Genomic DNA, 24,080 nt, shown 5'->3' with positions numbered 1-24,080 from the left:
ACTCAAGGAAGGGTTCAGGCCTGCGCGAGAAATCGCGCCGACACCTCCTTGGGAACGCGCAGGATCCGGCCGGTTGCGCGGTCGATGATGGCCCAGGTCGATCTGGCGCGGACCTTTACCTTGCCGTCCTCGCCCGTGAATTCGACATGGCGGTCGAAGCGTGCGCCGCGCGGGCCTTCGGGGTCGACCCAGGTGCGCGCGAAGACGCTTTCGCCCGGCCCGACATTGCCGAGATAGTCGATCTCGTGGCGCACCACGACCCAGATATAGGCGTCGGCATGCGCGGCATCGGCGCGCGCCGCCCAGTGCGACACCGCCATGTCCTGAATCCAGCGGACCCAGACCGCATTGTTCACATGGCCGAGCTCGTCGATATCGCCGGGCTCGGCGGTGATCCGCTTTTCGAAGCCGCTCATTCGCCTCCCATCTGCCAGAGGACGAAGGCATAGGCCTCGGCATCCTCCTTGAGGTTGTCGAAGCGGCCCGACTTGCCGCCATGCCCCGCGCCCATATTGGTCTTCAGGAGCAGCACGTTCCTGTCGGTCTTGGTCGCGCGAAGCTTCGCCGCCCATTTGGCGGGCTCCCAATAGGTGACGCGCGGATCGTTGAGCCCGCCGGTGATCAGCATCGGCGGATAGGGCTTGGCCTCGACATTGTCATAGGGCGAATAGGAACGCAGCAGCTCGAATGCCTGCTTGTCGGTGATCGGATTGCCCCATTCGGGCCATTCACCGGGCGTGAGCGGCAGCGTCTCGTCGAGCATCGTGTTGAGCACATCGACAAAGGGCACATCCGCCACGACCGCGCCCCAGAGCTCGGGATCGGTATTGGAGACGACGCCCATCAGCTCGCCGCCCGCCGATCCGCCATTGATCGCGATGTTGCCCGGCTTCGTGAACTTCGCATAGACCAGCCCCTTTGCGACATCCGCGAAGTCATGGAAGGTGTTCCAGCGCGCCTCGGCCTTGCCCTGGAGATACCAGTTATAGCCAAGGTCATCGCCGCCGCGGATATGCGCGATCGCATAGGCATAGCCACGGTCGAGCAGCGACAGCCGGACCGTCGAGAAGCTTGGCGGGATCGCATAGCCATAGGCGCCATAGGCGTAGAGGAAGAGCTTGCCCTCGCCGTCCTTCTTGAAGCCCTTCTTGTAGACCACCGAGACGGGCACCTTTGCGCCGTCGCGCGCAGTGACCATCAGCCGCTCGGTCGCATACTGGCCCGGATCATAGCCCGAGGGGATTTCCTGCACTTTGAGCGTGGTCAGCGTGTTCTTCGCCGGGTCATAGTCATAGGTCGTCCGCGGCGTGACCATCGACGAATAGCTCATGCGATAGACATCGGGATCATATTCGGGATTGCTCGAAAGCCCTGCCGAATAGCTCGCCTCGGTAAAGGGGACGCGGCTTTCCTTCCCCGTCGCATAGTCGCGCAGGATGATCTGATCGAGCCCGTCGACGCGCTGGCTGAGGATCATGTGCTTCCTGAAAGTCGCGACACCCGTCAGATAGACATGGTCCGTACCGGGGATCACGGTCTTCCATTCGCCGGGCTTGCCGGGATCGGCTTCGGCGAGCCGGAAGTTCACATGCTCGTCATTGGTGAGCACCCACAGTTTTCCGTGCGCCGAATCGACCGAATAGAGCCGCTTGGTCTTGCGCGGCGAAATCAGGATCGGTTCGGCTGCGGGGTCTGATGCGGGGACGAGGCGCAGCTCGCTCGTCTGGTTGTCGCCGGTGCCGATGACGATCCACTGTTCGTCCTGCGTGTCGCCGATGCCGACCTGGAAACCGAGTTCGTCCTTCTCCTCATAAATGACCTTGTCGGTCTTGGGATCGGTGCCGAGCACGTGATGCAGCGCGCGATAGCTTCGCCACTGGTCGTTGACCTCGGTATAAACGAGGCTCTTCGAATCCGAGGCCCAGACGACATCGCCGTTGACCACGGCGCTGATCGTCTCGAGTTCCTTGCCCGTCGCGATCTCGCGCACTTTCAGAGTGAACCGTTCCGAACCATTGGTGTCGGCGGCATGGGCGAGCAGCTTGCCGTCGGGGCTGACCTCGAGAATACCGAGCCGGTAATATTCCTTGCCTTCGGCTTCCTTTGGCTCGTCGAACAGCACCGTGTCCGCGCCGCCCGCAACCGGTTTGCGGTAATGGATGGGGTATTGCCCGCCCGTCTGATAGGCATACCAGTAGATCCAGTCGCCATCCTTCTGGGGGACGCTCGAATCGTCCTCCTTGATGCGACCCTTCATTTCCTTGAAGAGCGTGTCGACCAGCGTCTCGCGCGGCTTCATCGCTGCGTCGAAATAGGCGTTCTCGGCCTTGAGATAGTCGAGCACCTCCTTGTCGTTGACCTCCGGATAGCTCGGGTCCTTCATCCAGTGATAGGGATCCTGGATGGTATGGCCATGGCGCGCATATTCGTGCGGGCGCTGGTCGGCCTTGGGCGGTGCGGGAAGCTCGGTCATCGTCTCTTTCTGGGCGAGGGTTGGTGTGGCATTGGCAAGCAGAAGCGCGGCGGCAACACTCAGGCGCATCGGGGCACTTTCATCTCCGGGCAAGGCTGGCAAGGCGCATGCCAAGGCCCTATGTTGATCCCCTGCACTAGAAATCAAGGATTACCGCATGTCCACCCATGAAGCGCGCCTCAAGGCGCTGCGCGAGCAACTGAAAGCCGACCGCCTCGATGGCTTCGTCGTCCCCATTTGCGACGAACATATGAGCGAATATGTCGGTGCCTATGCGCAGCGCCTCGCCTGGCTGACGGGGTTCCAGGGGTCGGCGGGTGCCGCGGCGGTGCTGCCCGAGGACGCCGCTATCTTCGTCGACGGCCGCTACACGCTGCAGGTGCGCGAGCAGGTTGACGGCAATCTGTGGCAATATCAGAGCGTGCCGCAGACGAGCGTCGCCGAATGGCTGAGCCAGAATGCGCCCGAGGGCGGGCGTATCGGCTATGATCCCTGGCTGCACACAAAATCATGGGTCGAGCAGGCGAAAAAGGCGCTTGGCCAACGCGGCGCCGAACTCGTCGCGGTCGACACCAACCCCGTCGACAAGATCTGGCCCGACCAGCCCGAGCCCAGCAAGGCCAAGCTCGTCGTCCACCCGGAAGAGCTGGCGGGGCGCAACGCGCACGACAAGCGCCAGGAAATTGCGGACTGGCTGCACGAGCGCAAGGCCGATGCGGTGGTGCTTTCGGCACTCGATTCGATCGCCTGGACCTTCAACATCCGCGGCAAGGACGTCGAGCGCACGCCGGTCGCGCTCGCTTATGCGATCGTCCATGACGACGCGACCGCCGATTTCTACGTCGCGCCCGAAAAGCTCGCCGACGATGTCGTCAAGCATCTCGGCAATGCGGTCAGCGTCCATGATCGCGCGGCCTTTGCGGGCGATTTCGCGAAGCTCAAAGACAAGCGCGTCGTCGTCGATCCCGAGCGCGCGGTCTCGGCGATCTTCGCGGGGCTCGAGCGCGCCGGCGCGCAGGTGATCGCGATGCGCGAACCCGTGGTGCTTGCCAAGGCGATCAAGAACCCGGTCGAGATCGCGGGGCACCGCGCGGCGCAGGCGCGCGACGGCGCGGCGCTCAGCAAGTTCCTCCGCTGGCTGTCGGTCGAGGCGCCCAAGGGCGGCCAGACCGAGATTTCGGCGCAGGACAAGCTGCTCGCGCTGCGTGAGGAAACCGGGCTGCTTCAGGACCTGTCCTTCGACACGATTTCGGGCGCGGGTCCCAATGGCGCGGTCGTCCATTACCGCGTGAGCGAGGAAACCAACCGTCCACTCGAGATGAACTCGCTCTACCTCGTTGATTCAGGCGGCCAGTATCGCGACGGCACCACTGACGTGACGCGCACCGTGCCCGTGGGCGAGCCGACCGCGGAGATGCGCGATCGATTCACGCGCGTGCTCAAGGGCCATATCGCGCTCGCGCGCGCGATATTCCCCGCGGGGACGCGCGGCGGCCAGCTCGACACGCTGGCGCGGCAATATCTGTGGGAAGCCGGGCTCGACTATGCGCATGGCACCGGCCACGGCGTCGGCAGCTTCCTGTCGGTGCATGAAGGGCCGCAGCGCATCGCCATGTCCGCGGGCGGACAGGCGGGCACCGATGAGCCGCTGCGCGCGGGCATGATCCTCTCGAACGAACCCGGCTATTACAAGACCGGGGAATACGGCATCCGCATCGAGAATCTCGTGCTCGTCGTCGAGCGCGAGGTCGCGGGCGGCGAAAAGCCCGTGCTCGGTTTCGAGACGCTGACCTTCGCGCCGATCGAGCGGCGGCTGATCGACGTCGCGATGCTCTCGCCCGTCGAGCGGCAATGGATAGACGATTATCACGCGAAGGTGATCGGGATCGTCGCGCCGCAACTCGCGGGCGACGACAGGGCGTGGCTGGAGGCGCAGTGCGCGCCGCTCTGACCTGACGGCCAAACCTTCCCGTCACCCTGAACTTGTTTCAGGGTCCATGAACACGGGCGGCGCAAGGCCTGATGCGTCTGTGTTCATGGATGCTGAACCAAGTTCAGCATGACAGTTTAGGGCACGCTTGAGCGGAGGTCTGCCATGTTCGTCGCGGTCTATTGGTGGCGCGTCCATCCGGGCAAGGAGGAGCAGTTCCGCGAAGCCTGGCGGCGCGGCACCGAGCAGATCACGCGGATCTACGGCAGCTACGGCTCGCGCCTCCATCAGGACAGCGACGGCCGCTTCGTCGGCTATGCCGAGTGGCCCGACGAGGCGACCTGGCAAAAGGCGTTCGACGCCAAGATGGTCTATGACGACAAGGAGGCGCGCGCGATGTTCGTCGACGCGGTGGCGGAGACGCCGCCGGGGCATGCGCCGGTATTCACCATGACGGTAACGGATGATCTGCTGACCAAGCGAGGGTAGGAAGCTGTTCCCACTAACTGTCATGCCAGCGAAAGCTGGCATCTCCCAACCAGATCGCGCGCTATCCTGTAGCAGATCCCAGCTTTCGCTGGGATGACGTGCGGTGTGGCTGTGGGTGGCAATGCGTTAGGCTACAACACCAGCCGGAACAGCGCGCCGCCCTCCGGGCCGGTGTCGACATCGATCGAGCCGTCATGCGCGAGCAGCACTTGGCGTGCGAAGCTGAGGCCCACGCCCGTCCCCGTCTTCTTGGTGGTGAAGAAGGGCAGGAAGATGTCGTGGCGCAGCGCCTCGGGTACTCCCGCGCCATTATCCTCGACCTCGATCCGCGTGCGCCCGGAACGCAGCGCCTCGATGCGTAACGTGACCCGCGGCGCGTCACCATTCATCTGCGCGGCGTCGGCGGCATTGCGGAGCAGGTTGATGACGACCTGCGCGAGCATGTCGGGATCGGCGTCGATCAGATGGTCCTGCGGCGCGATCGCGACCGAAAGCACGACCTGATCCCAGTGGCCATCGGCCCCGAACAGACGCTGGAGTTCGGCCGCGAAGGGCGCGGCGGCGAAATGGCGGCGGTTGATCTGCGGCGGGCGGGTGATCTCGCGATAGGTCTCGACGAAGTGCATCACGCCATCGGCGCGACGCGCGAGCGTCTCGACTGCTGCACGCGCATCGGCGATCGCGGGATTGTCGCCCTTGTCCGCCTCGGCGATCAGCTCGGCTGCGGTGCGCGCCAGCGAGGTGACGGGGGTCATCGAGTTCATGATCTCGTGCGTCAGCACGCGGATCAGATCGCTTTGCGCCGCGACCTCGACCGCGTTCAAGGCCTGCTGGATCACCTGCACCGCGATGACGCGCGTCGTGCCGCCGAAGCGTCCGAGCGCGCCCGCGCGCAGCATCGCGCGCTGCGGGCCGATATCGAGGTCGAGGATCAGCGTCTGGCTTCGCCCCGCCTCAAGGCCGTTGAGCGCGGCGACGAAGTTGCGGCCATAGGCATCAAAATCGGCGGGGTGCGTGCCGCTGTGACGGTTGAACAGCTTTCGCGAGGTCTTGTTGGCGAGATCGACGCGGCCTTCCCCGTCGATGGTGAGCAGCGCGACGGGCACATCGTCGACCAGCGCCTCATAGAAGCGCGAGGCCTCGCTGAGTTTCGCGCGATCCTCGCGCAGCGCGCGGATGCCGGCGTCGAGCGCCTCGCCGAGCGCATCGAAACCGCTGCCCGCGTCGGGGCGGGCGAAGCGCGCCTGCATGTCGCCGAACTGCACCGCGTCGACAAAGCGCGCGACCTCGAAATTGGTGCGCTGGACATAGCGCCACAGGCTCAGCCCGGCCGCTGCCGCGATCGCGAAGGCGAGCAGTCGCGCGGCCCCCAAATCGGGTGTGACCAGCGACCAGGCGAAGGCGGCCAGCGATGTGAAGACGAGCAGGATGCGCAGCGCCAACCCGATCGCGAAGCGGCGGTCAAAGTCCATGCTTTTCCATCCGGCGATAGAGCGACGCGCGCGTCAGCCCCAGTTCGGCGGCGGCACCCGAGATGTTGTAGCCATGCTTCCTGAGTGCGGTCTCGACAACGCGGCGTTCGACGCGGTCGAGATTGAGGTCGTCATCGGCGGCGGCGGGAGTGACCACTACCGCGGGCGCGATCCGCGCGGGCTGGGGCTCGGGGCGCCGGATCGAGAAATCCTCGAAGGTGAGCGGGGCTTCGCCCGACAGGATCACCGCGCGCTCGACCGCGTGGCGCAGCGCGCGGACATTGCCGGGCCAGTCATAGGCGACGAGCGCTGCGACGACATCGGGGGGGATCGCGTGCGGCTGCTTGCCATATTTGCGCGCATAGATGCCGAGATAATGGTCGAGCAGCACCGGGATGTCCTCGCGGCGCTCACGCAGCGGCGGCAGCACGATCTCGACCGTGTTGAGGCGGAAGAGCAGGTCCTGGCGGAAGCGCTGCTCGTCGGCGAGCTGGTTGGCCGACAGGTTGGTCGCGGCGATCACGCGGATGTCGACGGGGAGGGGCTTGTTGGCGCCGACGGGGGTGACCTTGCGCTGTTCGAGCGCGGTCAGCAGTTTTGGTTGCAGGTGGAGCGGCAGGTTGCTCACCTCGTCGAGGAAGAGCGTGCCGCCGTCCGCGGCCTGGAGGCGGCCGATGCGGTCGGTGCGTGCATCGGTGAAGGCCCCCTTCACATGGCCAAACAGCTCCGAATCGATCACCGTCTCCGCAACCGCGCCGAGATCGACCGAGAGCATGACGCGATCGGCGCGGCGCGAGCGGCGGTGGAGCTCGCGCGCGACCAGCTCCTTGCCCGTACCGTTCTCGCCGAGAATCAGGACGTTGGCTTCGGTCGGCGCCGCGCGTTCGATGAGCTGCATCACGCGGCGCATAGCGGGGGAATCGCCGATGAGCGGGGTCTCGCCACTGGCGGGCGGGGCGGTGATCGCGGCGGCGCGGCTCTTTTCGGTCGAGACCGCGCGGCGCGACTGACGGAGCGATGCAGCGGTCCGCACAGTCGCGAGCAGGCGTTCGTTGGACCAGGGTTTGGTGACGAAGTCGGTCGCGCCGCGCTTCATCGCCTCGATCGCGATCTGGACGCCGCCATGCGCGGTGATCATCACCACCACGGTTTCCGGATCGCGCTCGAGGAAGCGGCCGAGCCATTCAAAGCCCTCGGCGGCATTGGTCGCGCCGCGCGCAAAATTGGCATCGAGGAGGAAAGCATCGGGCGAGCGCTCCGCAGTAGCCTCGAACGCCGCGCGCGGATCAGCAAAGGTCAACACCTCGCCGAACAGCTGGCGCAGTAGCAGCCGGGCGGCGAGCAATATGTCCTCATCGTCATCGATGACGACACAGAGGTCGAACGGTTTGCCTTCTTCCATGCGTCCATTCCCGTACAGCGAGTGTTCGAAAGCGTACAATCAATATCCGTGCCAGTTGAACGGGAAATCGTCAAAAACCCTATTAAACCGCGGTGTTGGCAAAACTGGCACGCGACCTGCGAGGATCGGGGCATGGCTGCCCATGCTGCAGCGGACCCGAAGGAGATTGAAGATGAACAGTCATCGCCACATTCGCATCCCGAGCGCTCTTGGCGCGATCCTCGCCGCAACGCTGATGACCCTGATCAGCACGGCTCCCGAGGCGGTTCATGCCAACGACACGGTGCAGGCCACGTGCGTCGAGACCGCGCATTCGGACTTCGCGCCGGTACCGTCGCCGATACTGCTGTGACCCCGCATTGCCACCTCCCTGTTCGGATGCGGACAGTGTGTGTTCGATTTCGGACATTGGCATGAAGGCGTCGCCGCCGGAAATTGATAGGGGAGCCGGATGAGCGTGGTGAGCATCAAGACCGAAGCCGAGAGCGCATCCGGTGCGGTCAGCGGGGGCGCGATGGATCGCGTGGTCGAGCGCAGGACGATGCCGCGCCGCATGAAGATCGGGATCGGCGCGGCGGCGTTTGTCGCACTCGCGGGCGGCTTCTATGCCTTTGCCCCCGACGGCCAGTCGCAGTCGGTCGCGGCTGACCGCGTAACGATCTCCACGGTGACGCAAGGCAGCTTCGAGGATTTTCTGCCGCTGCGCGCGAGCGTGACCCCGCTGCTGACGGTCTATCTCGATGCGATCGAAGGCGGGCGCGTCGAACAGGTGCTGGTCGAGGACGGCGCGACGGTGGAGAAGGGGCAGCTGCTCGCGGTGCTGTCCAATGCCGAACTGCAGCTGTCGGTGCTCGCGCGCCAGACCGAGGTCACACAGCAATTGAATTCGATGCGCAGCCAGGAACTCGCGCTCGCGCAGAACCGGCTGCAGAACGAGCGCAGCCTGCTCGAAGCCGAACTGGCGATGAAGAAGACGCAGCGCCAGTATGAGCGCGAGGCGCCGCTCGCCGCCAAGGGCTTCGTCGCGGGCAAGACCTTCAGCGACACGCGCGACTCCTATGCCTATGAGCGCGACCGCCACGCGGTGTTGCGCCGCGCGCAGGCAACCGACGAGCGGCTGCAGTCGAGCCAGCTCGCGCAGCTTCGCGCGTCCTCGGAATCGCTGCAGTCGAGCCTTGGGCTCGCGCGCGCCAATCTCGAGGCGCTCAATCTGCGTGCGCCCGTTTCGGGAACGCTTTCGGCCTTTTCGATCCAGGTCGGTCAGTCGATGGCGCCCGGCGAGAGGCTGGGTCAGATCGACAGCCCCGGCCGCAACAAGCTCGTCGCGGGGGTCGACGAATTCTATCTGTCGCGCGTCCGCCCCGGTCAGCTGGCGACGGTCGACTGGAACGGCAAGAGTTATAAATTGCGCGTCACCAAGATCTATCCGACCGTGAAGAACGGCCAGTTCGAGATCGACCTCCAGTTCCTCGGCGACGAACCGCCGCAGCTGCAGCGCGGCCAGACGCTCCAGCCCAAGCTGGTTCTCGGCGACCCCAGCCGCGCGCGTCTGATCCCCAATGGCAGCTTCTACAACGACACCGGCGGCAGCTGGGTGTTTGTCATGGCGCCCGACGGATCCGAGGCGGTCAAGCGCCAGGTCCGGCTGGGGCGACGCAACGCCGATTTCATCGAAGTGCTCGACGGGCTCGATCCCGGCGAGAAGGTACTGACTTCCCCCTATACCGGTTTCGCCGACAAGGATCGGCTCGAGTTGAATCGTTGAGCACCTCCCGGTCGAAAAACCGGTTCCCACTTTTTCGGGGAGTGCTTGAAGCCAAGTGAAAGGATGATGCCGATGCTCAGTATGCGCCAGTTGTCGCGGGTCTATCGGACCGACATGGTCGAGACGACCGCACTCGATGCGATCGACCTCGACATCCATGAAGGCGAGTTCGTCGCGATCATGGGACCGTCGGGCTGCGGCAAATCGACGCTGCTCAACGTCATCGGCATGCTCGACAGCCCGTCGAGCGGTTCGTACCGCTTCGGCGACACCGAGGTCGCCGGGATGTCCGAGGCGCAGCTGGCGGACATCCGCAAGACCAACCTTGGCTTCATCTTCCAGAGCTTCAACCTGATCGACGAACTCAGCGTCGCCGAAAATGTCGAGCTGGCGCTGCTCTACCACGACATCCCGGCGTCCGAACGCAAGCGCCGGGTGGATGCGGTGATGGACAAGGTCGGCATCGCGCACCGCGCGAAGCACCGACCCAGCCAGCTTTCGGGTGGCCAGCAGCAGCGCGTCGCGGTTGCGCGCGCGCTCGTCGGGGAGCCGCGGCTGATCCTTGCCGACGAGCCCACGGGCAACCTCGACACGCAGCATGGCGAGGAGGTGATGAAGATGCTCCAGACGCTCAATGCCGAAGGGTCGACGATCGTGATGGTCACGCACTCGCCGGCGCACGCCGATTATGCGGGGCGCGTCGTCAACATGCTTGACGGGCGCGTGCTCGTCGAACGTCGCCGTGCGGCGTGAAAGGGGCAAGCACCATGTGGCGCAACTATCTGACCGTCGGCATCCGTTCACTCGCCAAGAGCCGCGCCTATGCGCTGATCAACATATTCGGGCTCGCCATCGGCATGGCGGCATGTCTGGTGATCCTGCTCTTCGTACGCAACGAGCTGACCTATGACGCGTGGCTGCCGAATTCCGACCGCGTGTTCCAGTTCCAGACCTATTATCGCGACCAGCAGACGGGCGAGGAACAGAACCTCCAGATGTCGGCCTATGTCGCGCAAGCGGCGCTCAGGAAGGACTTCCCGCAGATCGAGAGCAGTCTCCACCTGCTTGCCTCGCGCCCGGTGATGCTGCGCAATGGCGAAGCAAGTGACGTCGACAATCTCGTATATGCCGATGGTCCGGTCTTCGACGTCCTCGAACTGCCTTTGCTGCGGGGCGATCCCAGGCGCGCACTTGCCCAGCCGGGTGGGCTTGTGATCTCCGAGACCGAAGCGGTGCGGCGCTTCGGCAAGGCGAATCCGATGGGCGAAACCGTCACGCTCGTCGGGCGTGGCGGCGCGCAGGACTATCGCGTGACCGGCATCATGAAGGATCTCCCGCCCAATTCGCACATGCGCATCAGCATGATCGCGCGCTATGTGCCGCAGACCTTCTGGGCGGAACAGCCCGATTTCCTCGATCAATTTGGCTGGCAGGGTGGCTGGCTCTATTTCCGGCTCAAGCCCGGCGCCGACGTGGCTGCGATCAACAGTCAGCTCCGCGCATGGGAAAAGCGCAACATTCCCGACGAATTCTTTGGCGGGAAGCGCAGCAACCAGGGCGATCAGGCCGATTTCGGCCTCGTCAATATCCGCGACGTCCATCTCGGCCACGCGCAGGACGGGGCGATGACACCGGGCAACGATCGGCGCTCGATCACCACCTTTGCGGTAGTCGCACTGCTCGTGCTCGGCATGGCGTGCGTCAATTTCGTCAATCTCGCCACCGCCCGGGCCAGCCAGCGCGCGCGAGAAGTGGCGCTGCGCAAGGTGCTCGGCGCAAGCCGGACGCAACTCGTCATCCAGTTTCTCGGCGAATCGATCCTTGTGGCGGCGCTCGCGATGTTCGTCGGATTGGCGATCACCGAGCTTTCGCTGCCTTTCCTATCGGCATTCCTCGAGGCCGACCTCAAGCTCCGCTATTTCGGCGAGGGGGGGCTGATGCTGCCGATCCTGGCGCTGGTGCTCCTCGTCGGTGCGGCAGGCGGCATCTATCCCGCCTTCCACCTCTCGCGGTTCCAGCCGGCACGGGTGCTCAAGGCGAACAAGTCGACCGCCGATGCGGAAGGGTCGGGGCGGCTGCGCAGCGCTCTGGTCGTCGCGCAATTCTCGGTCTCGATCGCGCTGATCATCTGCACGGTCGTGGTCTATTCGCAGACGCTGTATGCGCGGAACGCCGATCCGGGATACAAGCGCGAGGGCCTGATCCAGCTGGAAGGCGTCGGTCGCCGTCAGCTCGATCCCGTGGTGGATGCGATGACGCGCGAGATCGCCAAGATCGATGGCGTCACCGCGGTGGGGCGCACGACGATCGGCGTCAACACGCTCAACAGCACCAGCATCGGTGCGAACATGCCGGGGCGCGACGCGCCGGTCCTAGTGGGCAACTACCCGGTCGACACCCGGTTTTTCGAGACAATGGGCATCAAGCTGCTCGCCGGTCGGACCTTCGACGAGAACCGCCCGATGGACGACCAGACGCGGCCCTTCCCGCCCGACCCCGCGGCCGAACGGGCGATCGTTGCACGCGGCGTCAATATCGTCATCAATGCCCTGGCGGCCAGGCGCATGGGCTTTGCATCGCCGCAGGATGCGATCGGCAAGACGCTGAAGCTCTCGATGGTGGATTCGGAATATGGGGGACTTGTGCCCGCCACGATCATCGGCGTCGTGCAGGACTCGCGATTCCGCTCGATCAAGGATCCGCTCGACCCGATCGTCTTCCTCTACGATCGCAACCACCATACCGAGATGCTGGTACGCTATGACAGCGCGAACCCCGCGACGGTGATGGCGAAGATCGAAGCGGTGTGGAAGCGCATGGCGCCTGAGGTGCCCTTCCGCGGCGAGTTCACCGAGGACATCATGCGCGAACTCTATCGGGCGGAGGCCAAGCGCGCGGAGATCTTCGCAGCCTTCGCGGCGCTCGCGGTGATCGTCGGATGTCTGGGCCTGTTTGGCCTCGCCGCCTTCACCGCCGAACGGCGGACGCGCGAGATCGGCATCCGCAAGGTGCTCGGCGCGAGCACCGCGCGAATCATTCAGTTGCTCGTGTGGCAGTTCAGCCGCCCAGTGCTGCTCGCCAACCTCATCGCCTGGCCCGTCGCGTGGTGGGTGATGCGCGACTGGCTCAACACATTCGACGCACGAATCGCGCTTGGGCCGGGACCGTTCATCGCAGCGGGCGCGCTGGCGCTGGTGATCGCGGTGGGGACAATCGCCGCGCACAGTTTCCGCGTCGCACGGACCAATCCAATCCACGCGCTGCGCTACGAATAGACGAAATCGGGCGCCGGCATTGAATTGCCGTCGCCGCTTTCCCAGATAGCCGCCTCATCAATGATACAACGTATCATTCAGTACAGATCGTTTCTGGGAAGGGTAGATATGCGGCGCACGGCTGGAGTGCAGCGGTTCTGGGATGGCGCGGCGATCAGCGCGTCGGCATTATGCCTCGTCCATTGCCTCGCGCTGCCCGTGCTGATCGCGCTGCTGCCCGCGCTATCGGATCTGCTGCGCGTCCCCGAGAGCTTCCACCTTGCCGCGCTCGGCTTTGCCGTGCCCGCAAGCGCTCTGGCGCTTGGTGCAGGGTGGCGCCGCCATGGGCTGCTGCTTCCCGCGGCGGTGGGGGCAAGCGGCCTCGCACTGCTCGGCTGGGGCGCACTTGGCGGCCACGCCGTCGCGACCGAAACGGGGCTGACCGTGCTGGGCAGCATCTTGCTCGCCGCGGGCCATGTTGCCAACTGGCGGGCACGGTAAAGCGTCGATTTCGGAAATCTGGAGCGGGCGAAGCGATTCGAACCCTTCGCAGACAATTGACCCTGGTTGGCCGCAACTTCCATGTAGCTGTTTTCAGGCGAATAATGAATAGCTCTTGTTGGCTGTGCGCGTTCCTCCCGGCAAAGGGATCGGCTTATTCTTCGTGTCCGATGGTGCCGAGCGCGGCGTCGATCTCGGACTTCGAGGACGGACTGTTCTTCACCAACATGCTCACCGGCCGCGCGCCGCGGGTCACGGATGGTGTTCCATGCGATGGGGGCGCGCCAGGGATCGAACTTGGTCAATGCGGGGCTTGGGATGCAGGCGGTCGAATGGGAATTGCCCGAGGAGGAGGATGACGCGTTCCTCGTGATCGGCTTCGAGGATCAGCGCCGCACCCCGACTATGGTGGAGATTTTGACGATTTTCTGATCGCGTTTGCCGACCCCCCGCATAGATCTGGATGCTCTTAAGAGCGCGCCGCAAGAGAGGCTGGCCGCCGCTGCGTTGTCCGAAGCCGGGACCGCCGCCGCGATCGAAGGTCCCATGCTTAGCGCGTTCGAGCATGCACTTTTGTCGCCGGAGCATTTGGTCTGAGCGGACGGCAACTGCTGCCAGATCAAGTGCTTCAAGCCGTGACCGGGACTGGTACGGAGGTCTCACCGATCAGCCGGTAGACCGCCGTGTAGCCGATATGCTCGGAAAGCATGCGGTTGTCGCGCTCGCGGCCGAACGGGACCTGGATGGTACTCGCAGCAATTGCAGCCAGGCTGCCCGACTGGAAGAACTGCCAGTCTCCTGCGTTCAGCAGAGCCTCCCTCGCGCTCCGGCCGAACCGGTCAAATGCAAACCGCGTGCGACGCGCACAGGCGCGCAATGCATCATGGGAGGCGGCAACGGGCCAACGCCTGCCGCCGGATTGTGCGGGGCGGAAAAGCGTCGCCCTTCGCGCCCGGGCCTTGCCCACATTGAAATCACCGGCAAAGACGATCGGGAACCGGGCATCACGATTGGCGCGCATGAATCCGTCCAGTGCATCCACCTGCCGCTGGTAGGCATAGAGCGAGCGCGCGTCGCTGACCCCAGAGCTGGGGCGCGAGTTGAGGTGTGTGGTCGCAATCTGAACCGGAGCGACAAAGCCCGGCACGCGAACAAGCACGATCATCACGCCCTTGTTAGCCAGGCAGTCATAACCGGCGCAGGCGAATTTCGGGAATGGCGCGCGCCGAACCGACAGCACGGGATAGTCGGATAGGATCTGAAGCCCGCTGTCGATGAATTTTCCTTGGGTCTCACCCTTCACCCACCGCGCCCCGGCCACGAAGCGGCGGTCTTCGGAGGTCGTCGGCCACTCGATCTCGTCACTTGTGGCGGGCCCGTTCACGACATAGCGGTAGCCGGCGTCTGGACCGATCCTCTTCGCGTCGGCGGTGAATGCTTCCTGCAAGACAATGATATGCGGTTGCCTGCCCTGCTTGCGAAGCGCGGCGAGCCGGGCCGATATGCTACGTAATGCCCCGCTTCGCCCGTTGGCAATGGGCCATGGCAGTCCGCGAACATTATAGGTGAGCACTGAAATCTCGCGCGCCGCCTCGGGCGCGGGAATCACCGCGTGCGCCGCGGGGCCATCGAAGGCGAGCAGAAGGACGGCGGCGCCCCATATGGAGAGACCCGGCAACCGGCCCATATTCCTGCCCTCCGAAAGTGCGTTGGGGCTAAGACGCCAGGGGCGGGTTCAAACCGCATCATCGGCCCATCATCGCGGCTGGCGCGGGTTTGAAGACCCGCCGGCATATAGTAATCGAGCGACGCGAGCCGCCGCGGCAAGCTGCGCAAACGGGGCGCCTATGCCGAATTCCGTCCGAAAGTTGTCCGGATCGTCCGCATCCTTTAGGGATGAATGCCGGATTCGGGCTCCGCGCGGAGTTTGGCTTGATGGCGGATTTCGGCCTGAAACAGGTTTTCATGACGATGCGGCCGGAACTCGTGCGGTTCCTGGCGGCGCGCGGCATGAACGCAGTGGACGCGGAAGACTTGATCCAGGACCTGTTCCTGAAGATCGAAGGTCTCGCAATCGGGCCCATCGGACACCCCCGGGCCTATCTCTACCAGATGGCGAACCACCTCCTCCTCGATCACCGAAGGGGCGAACGGCGCCGGGTGCTACGCGACGAGGCATGGACGCAAGCCAATACCAGTGTCGCGGATACCGTGGGCGAGCGCCTCTCGGCCGAGCAAATGCTGATCGCGCGGGAACGGCTGAGGCAGGTCGACGCCGTTCTCAGCGCCTTGCCCGAACGGACGGCGGCTGCCTTTCGGCGCTTTCGTTTAGAAGGCGAATCGCAAAAGCAGATCGCGCATGACTTCGGCATCAGCCTGAGCGCAGTGGAAAAGCACCTTCAGCGCGCTTATCGTGCGGTGCTGGATGCGCAGCGGCGGCTCGATGCGGAAAGTTCCGATCCACGGCGTCCATCAGGCGAGAAAGAAGCATATGTCGCCCAGGATTGAGGAACAGGCCCGCACCGACGCGATTGGCTGGCACATCCGCCTGAAGGATGGGCGTGCCGAGGACTGGGAGGCTTTTACTGCCTGGCTCGAACAGGATCCGGCCCACAACGCCGCCTATGACGCGGTGGTGATGGAAGATGACGCGCTTGATGACATCCTGATCGCAAGCCCCCGTCCCGGATTGAATGACGATCACGATGCACCGCCGCCGGCAGACGAGACCGTGCCGAAGCGTCGCTGGGCATGGGCCGCCGGCGCTGTCGCGGCACTCTTGGCACTTTCTCTGCTCGTCTGGCCGCTGCTCGCGCCGTCATCCTCGATCTACCCTGTCGAGACCGCGCCCGGCGTGACCCGTATCGTATCGCTGCGCGACGGCAGCGAGGTGGCGCTGAACGGAGCAACGCGCATCCTGCTCGACAGGAACAACGCGCGTTATGCCGCACTTGATCGAGGTGAGGCGCGATTCCGCGTCGTGCACGACGAAGCCGACCCCTTCGTGGTTCATGCCGGCGACAAGCAGATCCATGATGTCGGCACCGTGTTCAATATGGTTCGCGATGATGCGGGGCTGACCGTCGAAGTCTCGGAAGGGGCGGTGCGCTACAATCCCCGACGCGAGGCGATCGAGCTCCGGGCGGGACAGACGTTGTACGCGCGCCACGGCAGCAGGGCCGTCGAACTGGGCCGCAAGCCGCCCGAGCTGATCGGAACCTGGAAGGAAGGCCGGCTCAGCTATCGCAACGCAGCGATCAGCACCGTCGCCGCGGACTTGTCGCGCTCGCTGGGTGTGCCCGTCGCCGCTGCGCCCGAAATCGCGCAGCATCGTTTCACCGGCACCATTAGGATCGAGAAGGATCGCGACCAGCTGTTCCGGCGACTTGGCGCCCTGCTTGGCGTTGAGGCCAGGCCAAGCGGGTCCGGATGGCAGCTTTCCGCGCCAGATCGTGCTGCGCACTAGCCTCATCAGCGCGACCGTCCTGGTGAGCGTCCTGCCGGCTCCGGCAGAGGCGGCAGGGGCGCACGATCTCAGTATACCGGCCGGACCTCTGTCCGACGCACTCATCGCGCTTGGCAAACAGACCGGTACTTCGATCGGCACGCCCGACCCCGCAATTGCGCGCGTGCGCAGTCGCGGATTGCGCGGCCGCTTCACGGTAGACAATGCCCTTCGCCGGCTGCTTCGTGACAGCGGCTTCACATTCCGTTTCGTCGACAGCCAAACGGTGCTTATCGTGCGCGCGAGCGACACCCGGCGCACGCCGGCAAAGGCCGCGCGACGGCCAACCCCCACTGCGACGCGCCCGACGATTTCGACTGAAGCGCCCCCGATCATCGTGACAGGCAGCAAGCGCGGCATCGCGTTTGAAGACTACCCCGCGAGTGTCGCCATCTTCGATTTGGAGCAGGACGGTACGACGCGGACGACGCGCGGCACCGACGCGATCGTGCAACGCCTGCCTGTGCTGGCTTCGACGAGCCTCGGTCCAGGGCGCAACAAGCTCTTCATCCGGGGTGTCGCGGACAGCAGTTTCAATGGCCCCTCCCAGGCAACGGTCGGGCAATATCTGGGGGATGTCCGTCTCGCCTATAACGCGCCAGACCCCGACCTGAACCTTTACGACATCAAGCAGATCGAGGTGCTGGAAGGACCGCAAGGGACGCTCTATGGCGCCGGGTCGCTCGGCGGCATCCTGCGGCTGGTGCCCAATGACCCCGACGCCGCAGGTTTCGGAGCGCGGCTTATGGGTGGATGGACTGGCACGCGCCACGGCGCCGATGGCAGCGACCTGGCCGGCATGTTGAACCTGCCGATCGTCGCGGATCGCGTCGCGGTGCGCGCGGTGGGCTATCGCACGCTCGATCCCGGCTATATCGACGATGCCGAGCGTGGCCTAAAGGACGTGAATCGCGCGACGACGTGGGGCGGCCGTGCATCGGCGCAGGTGAAGCCCGGCAATGGCTGGACGATCGACCTTGGCTGGCTTGTCCAGAACATCGACAGCCGGGACGGCCAATATGCCGAACGCGACCTGCCTCCGCTCACGCGGCGCTCAGCCATCGCCCAGCCGTTCGACAACGATTATTCGCTTGCGCAATTTGTCGTGCGCAAGCGCTGGGACGGCATGGAGCTCGTTTCCGCGAGCGGCTGGGTCAAGCATGATCTGGGCACTGTCTTCGACGCGACGGGGTTTGACGGCACCTCAGGCCCGGCGGCTTTCCTGGAAGATACGAAGATATCGCTGCTCTCGCACGAATCCCGCCTGTCCGGCCGATTTTTCGGCGGTGGTCGCTGGGTGGCGGGCCTCAGCCTCATCCAGGACGTGTCACGGATCAATCGCTCGCTTGGCGATCCGGATGGCCCCGATCCGATCACCGGCGTGCGCAACGAGGTGTTCGACGCGGCGCTTTTCGGAGAGGTGAGCTTCGTGCTTTTCGATGGCGTTTCGGCGACACTCGGCGGGCGTGCCACCTATTCGCATCTTTCCGGCGAGTTGCTTGACGATCCGGCCGCTGAGGAAATGGAGCCGACACGCTCGGAGAACCGGTTCCTCCCGACGGTCGCGCTTTCCTGGAAACCGCTGCAAAAGATGCTGCTCTTCGCGCGGTATCAAGAGGGATTTCGCGCGGGGGGGCTGGCGATCGATGCATCGACCTCGCCGGCTACCTCCAGCCGGTTCGAAGCGGACACGATCGCGACCGTTGAAGCGGGCTTGCGTTATGGCGAGGCGCGCCGCGATCCGCTGGCGTTCGCACTCACACTCTCCTATGCGCGCTGGTCCGATATCCAGGCTGACCTGATCGACGCGCGCGGCCTTCCCTTCACCACCAATATCGGCAGCGGCCGGATCTACGGGCTGGAAGCCCATGCGAACTGGCGGCCCACCGACAGGCTTTCGCTGGAAGCTTCGCTTTTCCGCAACAACAGCGCTCTCAACCATCCCGATCCCGCCTTTGCGGATGCCGAGGACCGGGAACTCCCGAATATACCCAGAACCGGGGCACGTGCAGCGGCGCTTTACGCCATCCCCATTGCGCCGGATGCAAGCCTGACGGTCGATGCCTCGCTTCGCTATGTCGGGGAGTCCCAGCTCGGAATCGGGCCGCCGATCGACATCGAGCAGGGGAAATATTTCGAAGCGAATCTTGGTTCCCGGCTCGACATCGGCCGATACGGCTTTTCGCTGGACGTCACCAATATCGGCGATGTCCGCGCCAACCGCTTTTCGTTCGGCAATCCCTTTCACGTCGCGGACCGGATGCAAATCACACCGCTTCGACCCCGGAGCATCAGGATCGGTTTCGATGTCGCATTCTGATCGCGACCTGAAGTCGTCGAACTGGATTTGCGATCAGCGGCCGCGATGCTTTCGCAGGCGCCTCAGCATGATTTCTTCCGCGAGGTAATGGTCGCTCAGCTTATCCACGTCGATCCCTGCCTCTGCGATGTCGAGCGCCACGAGCGCTGCCGACAGTCCAAGCCTGTCGCCCGCGCGCGCCAGGGCGTCGCTGAAGCCGATTGTTCGCGTTATCGCCCGGAGCGCGAGCATGGGCCCGAAATGCCAGAACATCTTGAGCGCCTGTTTACGGTCCTGTTCAGCCCGCGCCCACAGCTCGAGCGCGGAGCGCGTGCGGGCGCTGCGCAGCGCGAACAGATTTGCGCCCGTATAGGCGCCGTCCCGAAAATGCAGCCAGGTACGCTTGCTGTCGGGATAGCGAGCAAGGAGCGTTTTTCGTTCGACGGCCGCGACGCTCACATCGGCTTGGCCAGGTTGACCGAGGAAGCTCTCAACCATCTCCGTGGTCAGCAATGGGTGATCGGCGGTCGTTATGAGGAGCGGCCAGGGCGCAAGAGCAGTTCCTGCAACATTGGCAATGCTCTGCGAAATACCGTCGCAACTGGGCGCCAATTGCACCTTGGGGCTGTCGAGAACCCATTTGAGTGATCCGCCAAACAATTCTTCGGGCGCCTGCGCGAGTATGACGATCCTGCCGATCTGCCGAACCTCCAGCAGCGCGGCGACGACATGCCCAAGCATCGGCATGCCGCATATCGGCACCAGGGCCTTGTATTCCTGTTCGAACGCCTGGGCTAACGGATCTACTCCCGGCCGCCGGCCGGCAAGGATGATCGCCGTCCAGAGTCCCGGCGTTGCGGCAATCGCTGGCTTTCCGCCAAACGCGGCCCGGCTTTGGTGGGGTGAAGGAATTCGTGGCCCGATATCCACGATTTTCGGCTGAGGCTGTGCCATTATGTGTCCTTTTCGTGGACACTGCGACGCCATGGCCCATGCAAACCCGCACGTAAGGTGTGGGACTGAAGCCCATATTTCGACCTATCGGCGCGTGAAGTGCGGAAGTCCCCTGGTCGCGGCGTCTAACGCCAATGCGAATATTGTTCCTTTTCAATCACGACCAGACGCATCAGATCGCCCACAGCCTGCCGATCGCACTGGCGCTCATGGATACAGGCGCGCCAGTCGAGGTGGTTCTGGCGTCCACCAACAGCCGGCTGTCTGCGGAGATCGAGCGGCTTGGCGGGCAGGCAATCGGCGGCGTCCTTCCGTTGATCCAGCTCGGTCTTCACTCGCCCGTCTCGACAGGGCTGGCCAAGGCCTTCGGCGCACTCCTACCGTCGCAAAAGCTGCTGGTTTACCGTGACAATCTCGACTTTTTTCGCGGGTTTGACATGCTCGTGGTTGCGGAAAAGACCTCGCTCATCCTCAAGAGCCGGTACGGTCTGAACAGCCTTAGGATCGTGCATACGCGCCACGGCGCGGGTGACCGCGCGATCGGGTTCGACAAGGCGAGCGCCGCATTCGATCATGTGCTCGTCTCGGGCGCGAAAATTCAGGAGCGGCTCATCGCCGAAACCGGTCTCGATCCGGACCGGATTTCTGTCGTTGGCTATCCCAAATTCGATGTCGCGGCCGCTTCGCCCGAACGAAGGCTGTTCGGCAATGATCGTCCGACGGTGCTGTATAACCCACACAGCTCGCCTCATCTGTCCTCGTGGTACACTATGGGGAGGAAGGTGCTCGACTTCTTTGCCGGGAGCGATCGGTTCAACCTCATCTTCGCTCCGCATGTCATGCTGTTCGAGCGGCGCTTCAATGTCAGCATCGACCCTTTGCGGATCGCGCGGCCGGGGCGGATCGCGGATCGCTATCGCCGCGCCGCCAATGTCCACATCGACCTCGGGAGCGCGGCGTCCACGGACATGACCTATACCAACGCCGCTGACATCTATCTCGGAGATGTCAGCAGCCAGATCTACGAATTTCTGGGGAATCCCCGGCCATGCGTATTCCTCAACGCACATGGGATCGATCATGAAGGCGATCCGAATTTCGCGCATTGGCGGGCGGGCCCGGTAATAGGAGATGCCCGGCATCTTGGCCGGGGCCTTGAAAGAGCGATTCTGGGACAGCAGAAAACCTATCGCCCGATCCAGGAGGCATTATTTGCGCGGAGCTTCGATCTCGATGGACGGCCCTCGGCGGAGCGCGCGGCCGAGGTGATTCTCGCGATATTGGGCATTGCTAAACGAGGCCGCCCGACAATGAGCCTTGCACGCCATGGCTGACACCGGGGTCCCGGGCGGCGTGGTGGGACGGATCTACCGCAATCTCGGTCTGCTCCTGGGCGGCAAGGCGGCGGCGGGTCTGATTAGCCTTGCCTATATGGTCATCGCCGCGCGTGCGCTCGGTCCGCTCGATTACGGCGTTCTGGTGCTGGTGCATGGCTATACCGTGACGGTCGGGGGGATCGTCAATTTCCAGGGCTGGCACGCGGTGGTTCGCTATGGTGCCCAAGCCAGGGAAGCCGGAGACAGCGGGCGTCTTGTTCGCCTGCTTCGGATGACCGCTATCATCGAACTGGGGGCGGGGCTGCTGGCCGTGCTTATCGCGGCGCTGCTCGCGCCCGTGATTGGACCCAGGCTGGGCTGGTCCCCGACAGCGCTCGCATTCGCTATCCCCTACAGCCTGGCAGTATTGGCATCGGTCCGGTCGACACCCGCGGGCTACCTTCAACTGGTCGGGCGCTTCGATCTGCTCGGCGGGCACAATGCGGTCCCGGCGTTGATCCGCCTCGTCGGCGCGGCAATCGCAGCGCTTGCTGGCCTTGGCCTCAAGGGCTTCCTTGTCGCCTGGCTGATCGCCGCGCTCGGCGAATGGCTTTCGCTCTGGATCATGGGGCTTGTCGTGGCGCGCCGCGAGGTGCGGGGCCATCGGCTCTTCGGAAGCCCGCGAGGCACCTTGATCGAAAACCCCGCATTGTGGCGCTTCATGATCGGCGCCAATCTCGACGTCACGTTCAGCGAGCTTGCGGGCCGCCTCGCCCCGCTGACCGTGGGTTGGATATTGGGTCCGGCGGCCGCGGGTCTCTATGCGGTCGCCCAGCGCGCGACCGTCGTGATCGCCCAACCCGCGCAGATATTGGGCCAGGCCGCCTATGCCGAACTCGCCAGGCTCGTGGCCCGGCACGATGCTGGCCCGCGGATTCGCAACGCACTGGTGCGTTGCATCGCCATCGCACTTGCCTCGGCGGTGCCCGTACTCGTGTTGCTCGCGCTGTTCGCGCCGGAGGTTGCCGAACTTCTTGCGGGACCTGCGTTCGTCGGCGCCGGTGCGATAATCGCCTGGCTCGCACTTGCCCGGGCGATCCTGCTCGCCGGTCCGCCGTGCAGTTCGGCACTTGTCGCGATGGGGCGGCCCCGCCTGTCGGTCACGGCCAATCTGGTCAGCAGCCTTGGCCTGTATCCGCTGCTGCCGCTGCTGATGTTCGACCAGGGTCTGCATGGGGCCGGCATCTACGCGGTCGTCCAGGGATTGCTTGCGGCGGCGCTGCTGATCTTTTTCGTGGGACGTGAAATCTCCAGACGCACCGTGGCCCCGGCCACGCCAACGGCAGGGATCTGAGCCGTGCGGATCGCCTATGTCATCAATTCCCTGGAAGGAGGCGGCGCGGCGCTCCCGGTTCCGGTGGTGACCGGACTCTTGCGCGAACTCGGCGCGGACGTGCGGCTTTTCGCGCTGTCGCGACGCGATGGCCGCGCAGCTGCGGCGCTTGATGCGGCGGGTCTCGATTATCGCGTTTCTGAGGCCGGCAAGGCTGAGCATCTCGCGGCGGCGCGATGGGTGTTCACCGAGCTTCGCGAATACCGGCCGACGATCATCTGGACTTCGTTGACCCAGGCCACGCTGATCGGACAGGTCATGGGCAAGCTTCTGCGCGTGCCGGTCGTCAGCTGGCAGCACAACGCCTTTCTGAAGCCCGCCAACCTGGCTTGGTTGAAGCGGACCCGGGCGCTTACGCGGCTATGGATCGCCGACTCCCGATCGGTTGCGCAGCTGTCGATCGAGCGGCTTGGGGTCTCTCCGGAGCATATGGTGGTCTGGCCGCTGATCATCGCCAGCAGGCCTGACCGGGCGTTGCCTCGATACAAGCCTGGAGAGGTTTTCCGGATTGGCAGCCTCGGACGGCTGCACCCGAACAAGGGCTATGATACATTGATCGAGGCGCTGGCGCATCTCTCGCGCGAGTATCCGGCGCTTTGCGAGCGGTTTGAAGTCGTTGTGGGCGGCGAGGGAAGCGAGCGCGCCGCGCTTGAGGAGAAGGCCCGGAACGCGGGCGTCCACAATTTTGTCCTCGCCGGCTACCAGGATCGGCCGAGCGACTTTCTCGCCCGATGTCACGCCTATGTTCAACCATCGCGCGCAGAAGGATTGTGCATCGCTGCGCACGAGGCCATGCAGGCGGGGCTGCCGGTGATCGTCTCATCCGTTGGCGAAATGCCCTTCACGGTCGAACATGGAAAAAGCGGATTGATCGTCGCCTCGGGCGATGACGCAGCGCTGGCGATTGCGATCCAAATCCTGGTCTCCAATCCGCTTGTCGCCAGGCAGATGGGAACGGCCGCGCAAGATCGCGTGGTCGAGAAGTTCGGCATCGAGGAATTCCGTGAGGCGGGAACCGCGATCTTTGATCGCATCGCCGCCTGGCCGGTACGATACTGAGCGGATCGGCAAGCCGGTTCGCAATGCGCCCAATCCCGGCGGTCCAGGGTTTTTTACTTGGCGGTGGCGGCAGTGGTTTGGCGTGCATTGCAGGCGTGCGGGGATGTGTCCGTTGCGTTGTTTGTGGCCTCCAACCTGGGCGCTGCGCGAAGTCGCATTGTAGCCAACAGCGCGAAGAGCGATTTTCTGGTGGGGACTGTCAGGAATTTTGTGCGCGAGGCCAGTTTCGTTCATCAGACCGTGAACCTGTCGCCGAAGAGGACGGCGA

General features: G+C 64.4%; 21 protein-coding genes. 15 read left to right on the top strand and 6 right to left on the bottom strand.

The annotated features are described in order from the left end of the window. Positions 1-14: 14 nt before the first annotated feature. A complete protein-coding gene (locus tag AC3WJD_RS10705) occupies positions 15-416 on the bottom strand; it encodes an acyl-CoA thioesterase (protein WP_492746611.1) in 402 nt (133 codons plus the stop codon). After that, the gene (locus AC3WJD_RS10700) at positions 413-2,473 is read right to left on the bottom strand and encodes a S9 family peptidase (RefSeq protein ID WP_492746645.1); all 2,061 of its coding nucleotides are present in this window, start codon (positions 2,471-2,473) and stop codon (positions 413-415) included. The genes AC3WJD_RS10705 and AC3WJD_RS10700 overlap by 4 nt, the downstream gene beginning before the upstream one ends. Before the next feature lie 157 nt (positions 2,474-2,630). Here AC3WJD_RS10700 and AC3WJD_RS10695 point away from each other — a divergent pair, with 157 nt between their 5' ends. Together AC3WJD_RS10695 and AC3WJD_RS10690 are read left to right on the top strand one after the other, a co-directional pair. Then, positions 2,631-4,424, top strand: coding sequence for an aminopeptidase P family protein (locus tag AC3WJD_RS10695; protein ID WP_492746610.1), 1,794 nt, complete (start codon positions 2,631-2,633; stop codon positions 4,422-4,424). Between the two features lie 144 nt (positions 4,425-4,568). Continuing rightward, positions 4,569-4,892 carry an antibiotic biosynthesis monooxygenase family protein gene (locus AC3WJD_RS10690; RefSeq protein WP_492746609.1) on the top strand — a complete coding sequence of 108 codons (324 nt, stop codon included), beginning with the start codon at positions 4,569-4,571 and terminating at the stop codon, positions 4,890-4,892. Between the two features lie 131 nt (positions 4,893-5,023). Here the strand turns inward: AC3WJD_RS10690 and AC3WJD_RS10685 are convergent, their stop codons facing one another. Both AC3WJD_RS10685 and AC3WJD_RS10680 read right to left on the bottom strand, forming a co-directional pair. Continuing rightward, the gene (locus tag AC3WJD_RS10685; RefSeq protein WP_492746608.1) at positions 5,024-6,364 is read right to left on the bottom strand and encodes a sensor histidine kinase; all 1,341 of its coding nucleotides are present in this window, start codon (positions 6,362-6,364) and stop codon (positions 5,024-5,026) included. After that, positions 6,354-7,766, bottom strand: a complete 1,413-nt coding sequence (locus AC3WJD_RS10680; RefSeq protein ID WP_492746607.1) for a sigma-54-dependent transcriptional regulator — start codon at positions 7,764-7,766, stop codon at positions 6,354-6,356. The genes AC3WJD_RS10685 and AC3WJD_RS10680 overlap by 11 nt, the downstream gene beginning before the upstream one ends. Before the next feature lie 172 nt (positions 7,767-7,938). Here AC3WJD_RS10680 and AC3WJD_RS10675 point away from each other — a divergent pair, with 172 nt between their 5' ends. The 6 genes from AC3WJD_RS10675 (at position 7,939) to AC3WJD_RS10650 (ending at position 13,718) form a co-directional block, all read left to right on the top strand. Continuing rightward, positions 7,939-8,118, top strand: coding sequence for a hypothetical protein (locus AC3WJD_RS10675; protein WP_492746606.1), 180 nt, complete (start codon positions 7,939-7,941; stop codon positions 8,116-8,118). 99 nt (positions 8,119-8,217) lie between these two features. After that, the gene (locus tag AC3WJD_RS10670) at positions 8,218-9,531 is read left to right on the top strand and encodes an efflux RND transporter periplasmic adaptor subunit (RefSeq protein ID WP_492746605.1); all 1,314 of its coding nucleotides are present in this window, start codon (positions 8,218-8,220) and stop codon (positions 9,529-9,531) included. Positions 9,532-9,603: 72 nt separating this feature from the next. Beyond that, a complete protein-coding gene (locus AC3WJD_RS10665) occupies positions 9,604-10,284 on the top strand; it encodes an ABC transporter ATP-binding protein (protein WP_492746604.1) in 681 nt (226 codons plus the stop codon). A 14-nt stretch (positions 10,285-10,298) separates the two neighbouring features. Continuing rightward, positions 10,299-12,806, top strand: a complete 2,508-nt coding sequence (locus tag AC3WJD_RS10660; protein ID WP_492746603.1) for an ABC transporter permease — start codon at positions 10,299-10,301, stop codon at positions 12,804-12,806. Positions 12,807-12,914: 108 nt separating this feature from the next. Further along, positions 12,915-13,286 (top strand): MerC domain-containing protein, encoded by a 372-nt coding sequence (locus tag AC3WJD_RS10655; protein ID WP_492746602.1) that lies wholly within the window; start codon positions 12,915-12,917, stop codon positions 13,284-13,286. 258 nt (positions 13,287-13,544) lie between these two features. Beyond that, a complete protein-coding gene (locus AC3WJD_RS10650) occupies positions 13,545-13,718 on the top strand; it encodes a hypothetical protein (RefSeq protein ID WP_492746601.1) in 174 nt (57 codons plus the stop codon). 196 nt (positions 13,719-13,914) lie between these two features. Here AC3WJD_RS10650 and AC3WJD_RS10645 read toward each other — a convergent pair whose 3' ends face one another. After that, positions 13,915-14,973, bottom strand: coding sequence for an endonuclease/exonuclease/phosphatase family protein (locus AC3WJD_RS10645; RefSeq protein WP_492746600.1), 1,059 nt, complete (start codon positions 14,971-14,973; stop codon positions 13,915-13,917). A 248-nt stretch (positions 14,974-15,221) separates the two neighbouring features. Between AC3WJD_RS10645 and AC3WJD_RS10640 the strand changes: the two genes are divergently transcribed. From AC3WJD_RS10640 to AC3WJD_RS10630, 3 genes are read left to right on the top strand one after another with little or no spacing between them, the layout of a single operon-like run. Then, entirely contained in the window at positions 15,222-15,794 is a 573-nt protein-coding gene (locus AC3WJD_RS10640) for an RNA polymerase sigma factor (protein WP_492746599.1), read from the top strand. After that, positions 15,778-16,752 carry a FecR family protein gene (locus AC3WJD_RS10635; protein ID WP_492746598.1) on the top strand — a complete coding sequence of 325 codons (975 nt, stop codon included), beginning with the start codon at positions 15,778-15,780 and terminating at the stop codon, positions 16,750-16,752. The genes AC3WJD_RS10640 and AC3WJD_RS10635 overlap by 17 nt, the downstream gene beginning before the upstream one ends. Before the next feature lie 22 nt (positions 16,753-16,774). Further along, on the top strand, positions 16,775-19,111 hold the full coding sequence (locus AC3WJD_RS10630) for a TonB-dependent receptor (RefSeq protein WP_492746597.1): 2,337 nt from the start codon (positions 16,775-16,777) through the stop codon (positions 19,109-19,111). A 33-nt stretch (positions 19,112-19,144) separates the two neighbouring features. On the opposite strand, the gene AC3WJD_RS10625 is transcribed toward AC3WJD_RS10630, so the two are convergent. Further along, the gene (locus AC3WJD_RS10625) at positions 19,145-20,044 is read right to left on the bottom strand and encodes a nucleotidyltransferase family protein (protein ID WP_492746596.1); all 900 of its coding nucleotides are present in this window, start codon (positions 20,042-20,044) and stop codon (positions 19,145-19,147) included. A 134-nt stretch (positions 20,045-20,178) separates the two neighbouring features. Between AC3WJD_RS10625 and AC3WJD_RS10620 the strand changes: the two genes are divergently transcribed. From AC3WJD_RS10620 to AC3WJD_RS10605, 4 genes are all read left to right on the top strand, one after another. Next, positions 20,179-21,378 carry a CDP-glycerol glycerophosphotransferase family protein gene (locus AC3WJD_RS10620; protein WP_492746595.1) on the top strand — a complete coding sequence of 400 codons (1,200 nt, stop codon included), beginning with the start codon at positions 20,179-20,181 and terminating at the stop codon, positions 21,376-21,378. Further along, complete coding sequence (locus tag AC3WJD_RS10615; protein ID WP_492746594.1) at positions 21,371-22,714, top strand: lipopolysaccharide biosynthesis protein; 1,344 nt, start codon at positions 21,371-21,373, stop codon at positions 22,712-22,714. Before AC3WJD_RS10620 ends, AC3WJD_RS10615 begins: the two co-directional genes overlap by 8 nt. Before the next feature lie 3 nt (positions 22,715-22,717). Then, the gene (locus tag AC3WJD_RS10610; RefSeq protein ID WP_492746593.1) at positions 22,718-23,812 is read left to right on the top strand and encodes a glycosyltransferase family 4 protein; all 1,095 of its coding nucleotides are present in this window, start codon (positions 22,718-22,720) and stop codon (positions 23,810-23,812) included. Between the two features lie 57 nt (positions 23,813-23,869). Next, positions 23,870-24,080, top strand: a 211-nt coding sequence (locus tag AC3WJD_RS10605; RefSeq protein ID WP_492746592.1) for a hypothetical protein, incomplete at its 3' end; no start/stop codon positions are given.

This window comes from Sphingobium sp. FW306-1B-F04DB, assembly GCF_058781925.1.
Note: the sequence above shows the minus strand (reverse complement) of the source record. Positions and strands in the feature narration are given on the sequence as shown.

Coding starts and splice junctions, on each gene's coding strand:
- AC3WJD_RS10705 (WP_492746611.1), bottom strand. CDS start 416: ATGAGCGGCTTCGAAAAGCGGATCACCGCCGAGCCCGGCGATATCGAC.
- AC3WJD_RS10700 (WP_492746645.1), bottom strand. CDS start 2,473: ATGACCGAGCTTCCCGCACCGCCCAAGGCCGACCAGCGCCCGCACGAA.
- AC3WJD_RS10695 (WP_492746610.1), top strand. CDS start 2,631: ATGTCCACCCATGAAGCGCGCCTCAAGGCGCTGCGCGAGCAACTGAAA.
- AC3WJD_RS10690 (WP_492746609.1), top strand. CDS start 4,569: ATGTTCGTCGCGGTCTATTGGTGGCGCGTCCATCCGGGCAAGGAGGAG.
- AC3WJD_RS10685 (WP_492746608.1), bottom strand. CDS start 6,364: ATGGACTTTGACCGCCGCTTCGCGATCGGGTTGGCGCTGCGCATCCTG.
- AC3WJD_RS10680 (WP_492746607.1), bottom strand. CDS start 7,766: ATGGAAGAAGGCAAACCGTTCGACCTCTGTGTCGTCATCGATGACGAT.
- AC3WJD_RS10675 (WP_492746606.1), top strand. CDS start 7,939: ATGAACAGTCATCGCCACATTCGCATCCCGAGCGCTCTTGGCGCGATC.
- AC3WJD_RS10670 (WP_492746605.1), top strand. CDS start 8,218: ATGAGCGTGGTGAGCATCAAGACCGAAGCCGAGAGCGCATCCGGTGCG.
- AC3WJD_RS10665 (WP_492746604.1), top strand. CDS start 9,604: ATGCTCAGTATGCGCCAGTTGTCGCGGGTCTATCGGACCGACATGGTC.
- AC3WJD_RS10660 (WP_492746603.1), top strand. CDS start 10,299: ATGTGGCGCAACTATCTGACCGTCGGCATCCGTTCACTCGCCAAGAGC.
- AC3WJD_RS10655 (WP_492746602.1), top strand. CDS start 12,915: ATGCGGCGCACGGCTGGAGTGCAGCGGTTCTGGGATGGCGCGGCGATC.
- AC3WJD_RS10650 (WP_492746601.1), top strand. CDS start 13,545: ATGGTGTTCCATGCGATGGGGGCGCGCCAGGGATCGAACTTGGTCAAT.
- AC3WJD_RS10645 (WP_492746600.1), bottom strand. CDS start 14,973: ATGGGCCGGTTGCCGGGTCTCTCCATATGGGGCGCCGCCGTCCTTCTG.
- AC3WJD_RS10640 (WP_492746599.1), top strand. CDS start 15,222: ATGGCGGATTTCGGCCTGAAACAGGTTTTCATGACGATGCGGCCGGAA.
- AC3WJD_RS10635 (WP_492746598.1), top strand. CDS start 15,778: ATGTCGCCCAGGATTGAGGAACAGGCCCGCACCGACGCGATTGGCTGG.
- AC3WJD_RS10625 (WP_492746596.1), bottom strand. CDS start 20,044: ATGGCACAGCCTCAGCCGAAAATCGTGGATATCGGGCCACGAATTCCT.
- AC3WJD_RS10620 (WP_492746595.1), top strand. CDS start 20,179: ATGCGAATATTGTTCCTTTTCAATCACGACCAGACGCATCAGATCGCC.
- AC3WJD_RS10615 (WP_492746594.1), top strand. CDS start 21,371: ATGGCTGACACCGGGGTCCCGGGCGGCGTGGTGGGACGGATCTACCGC.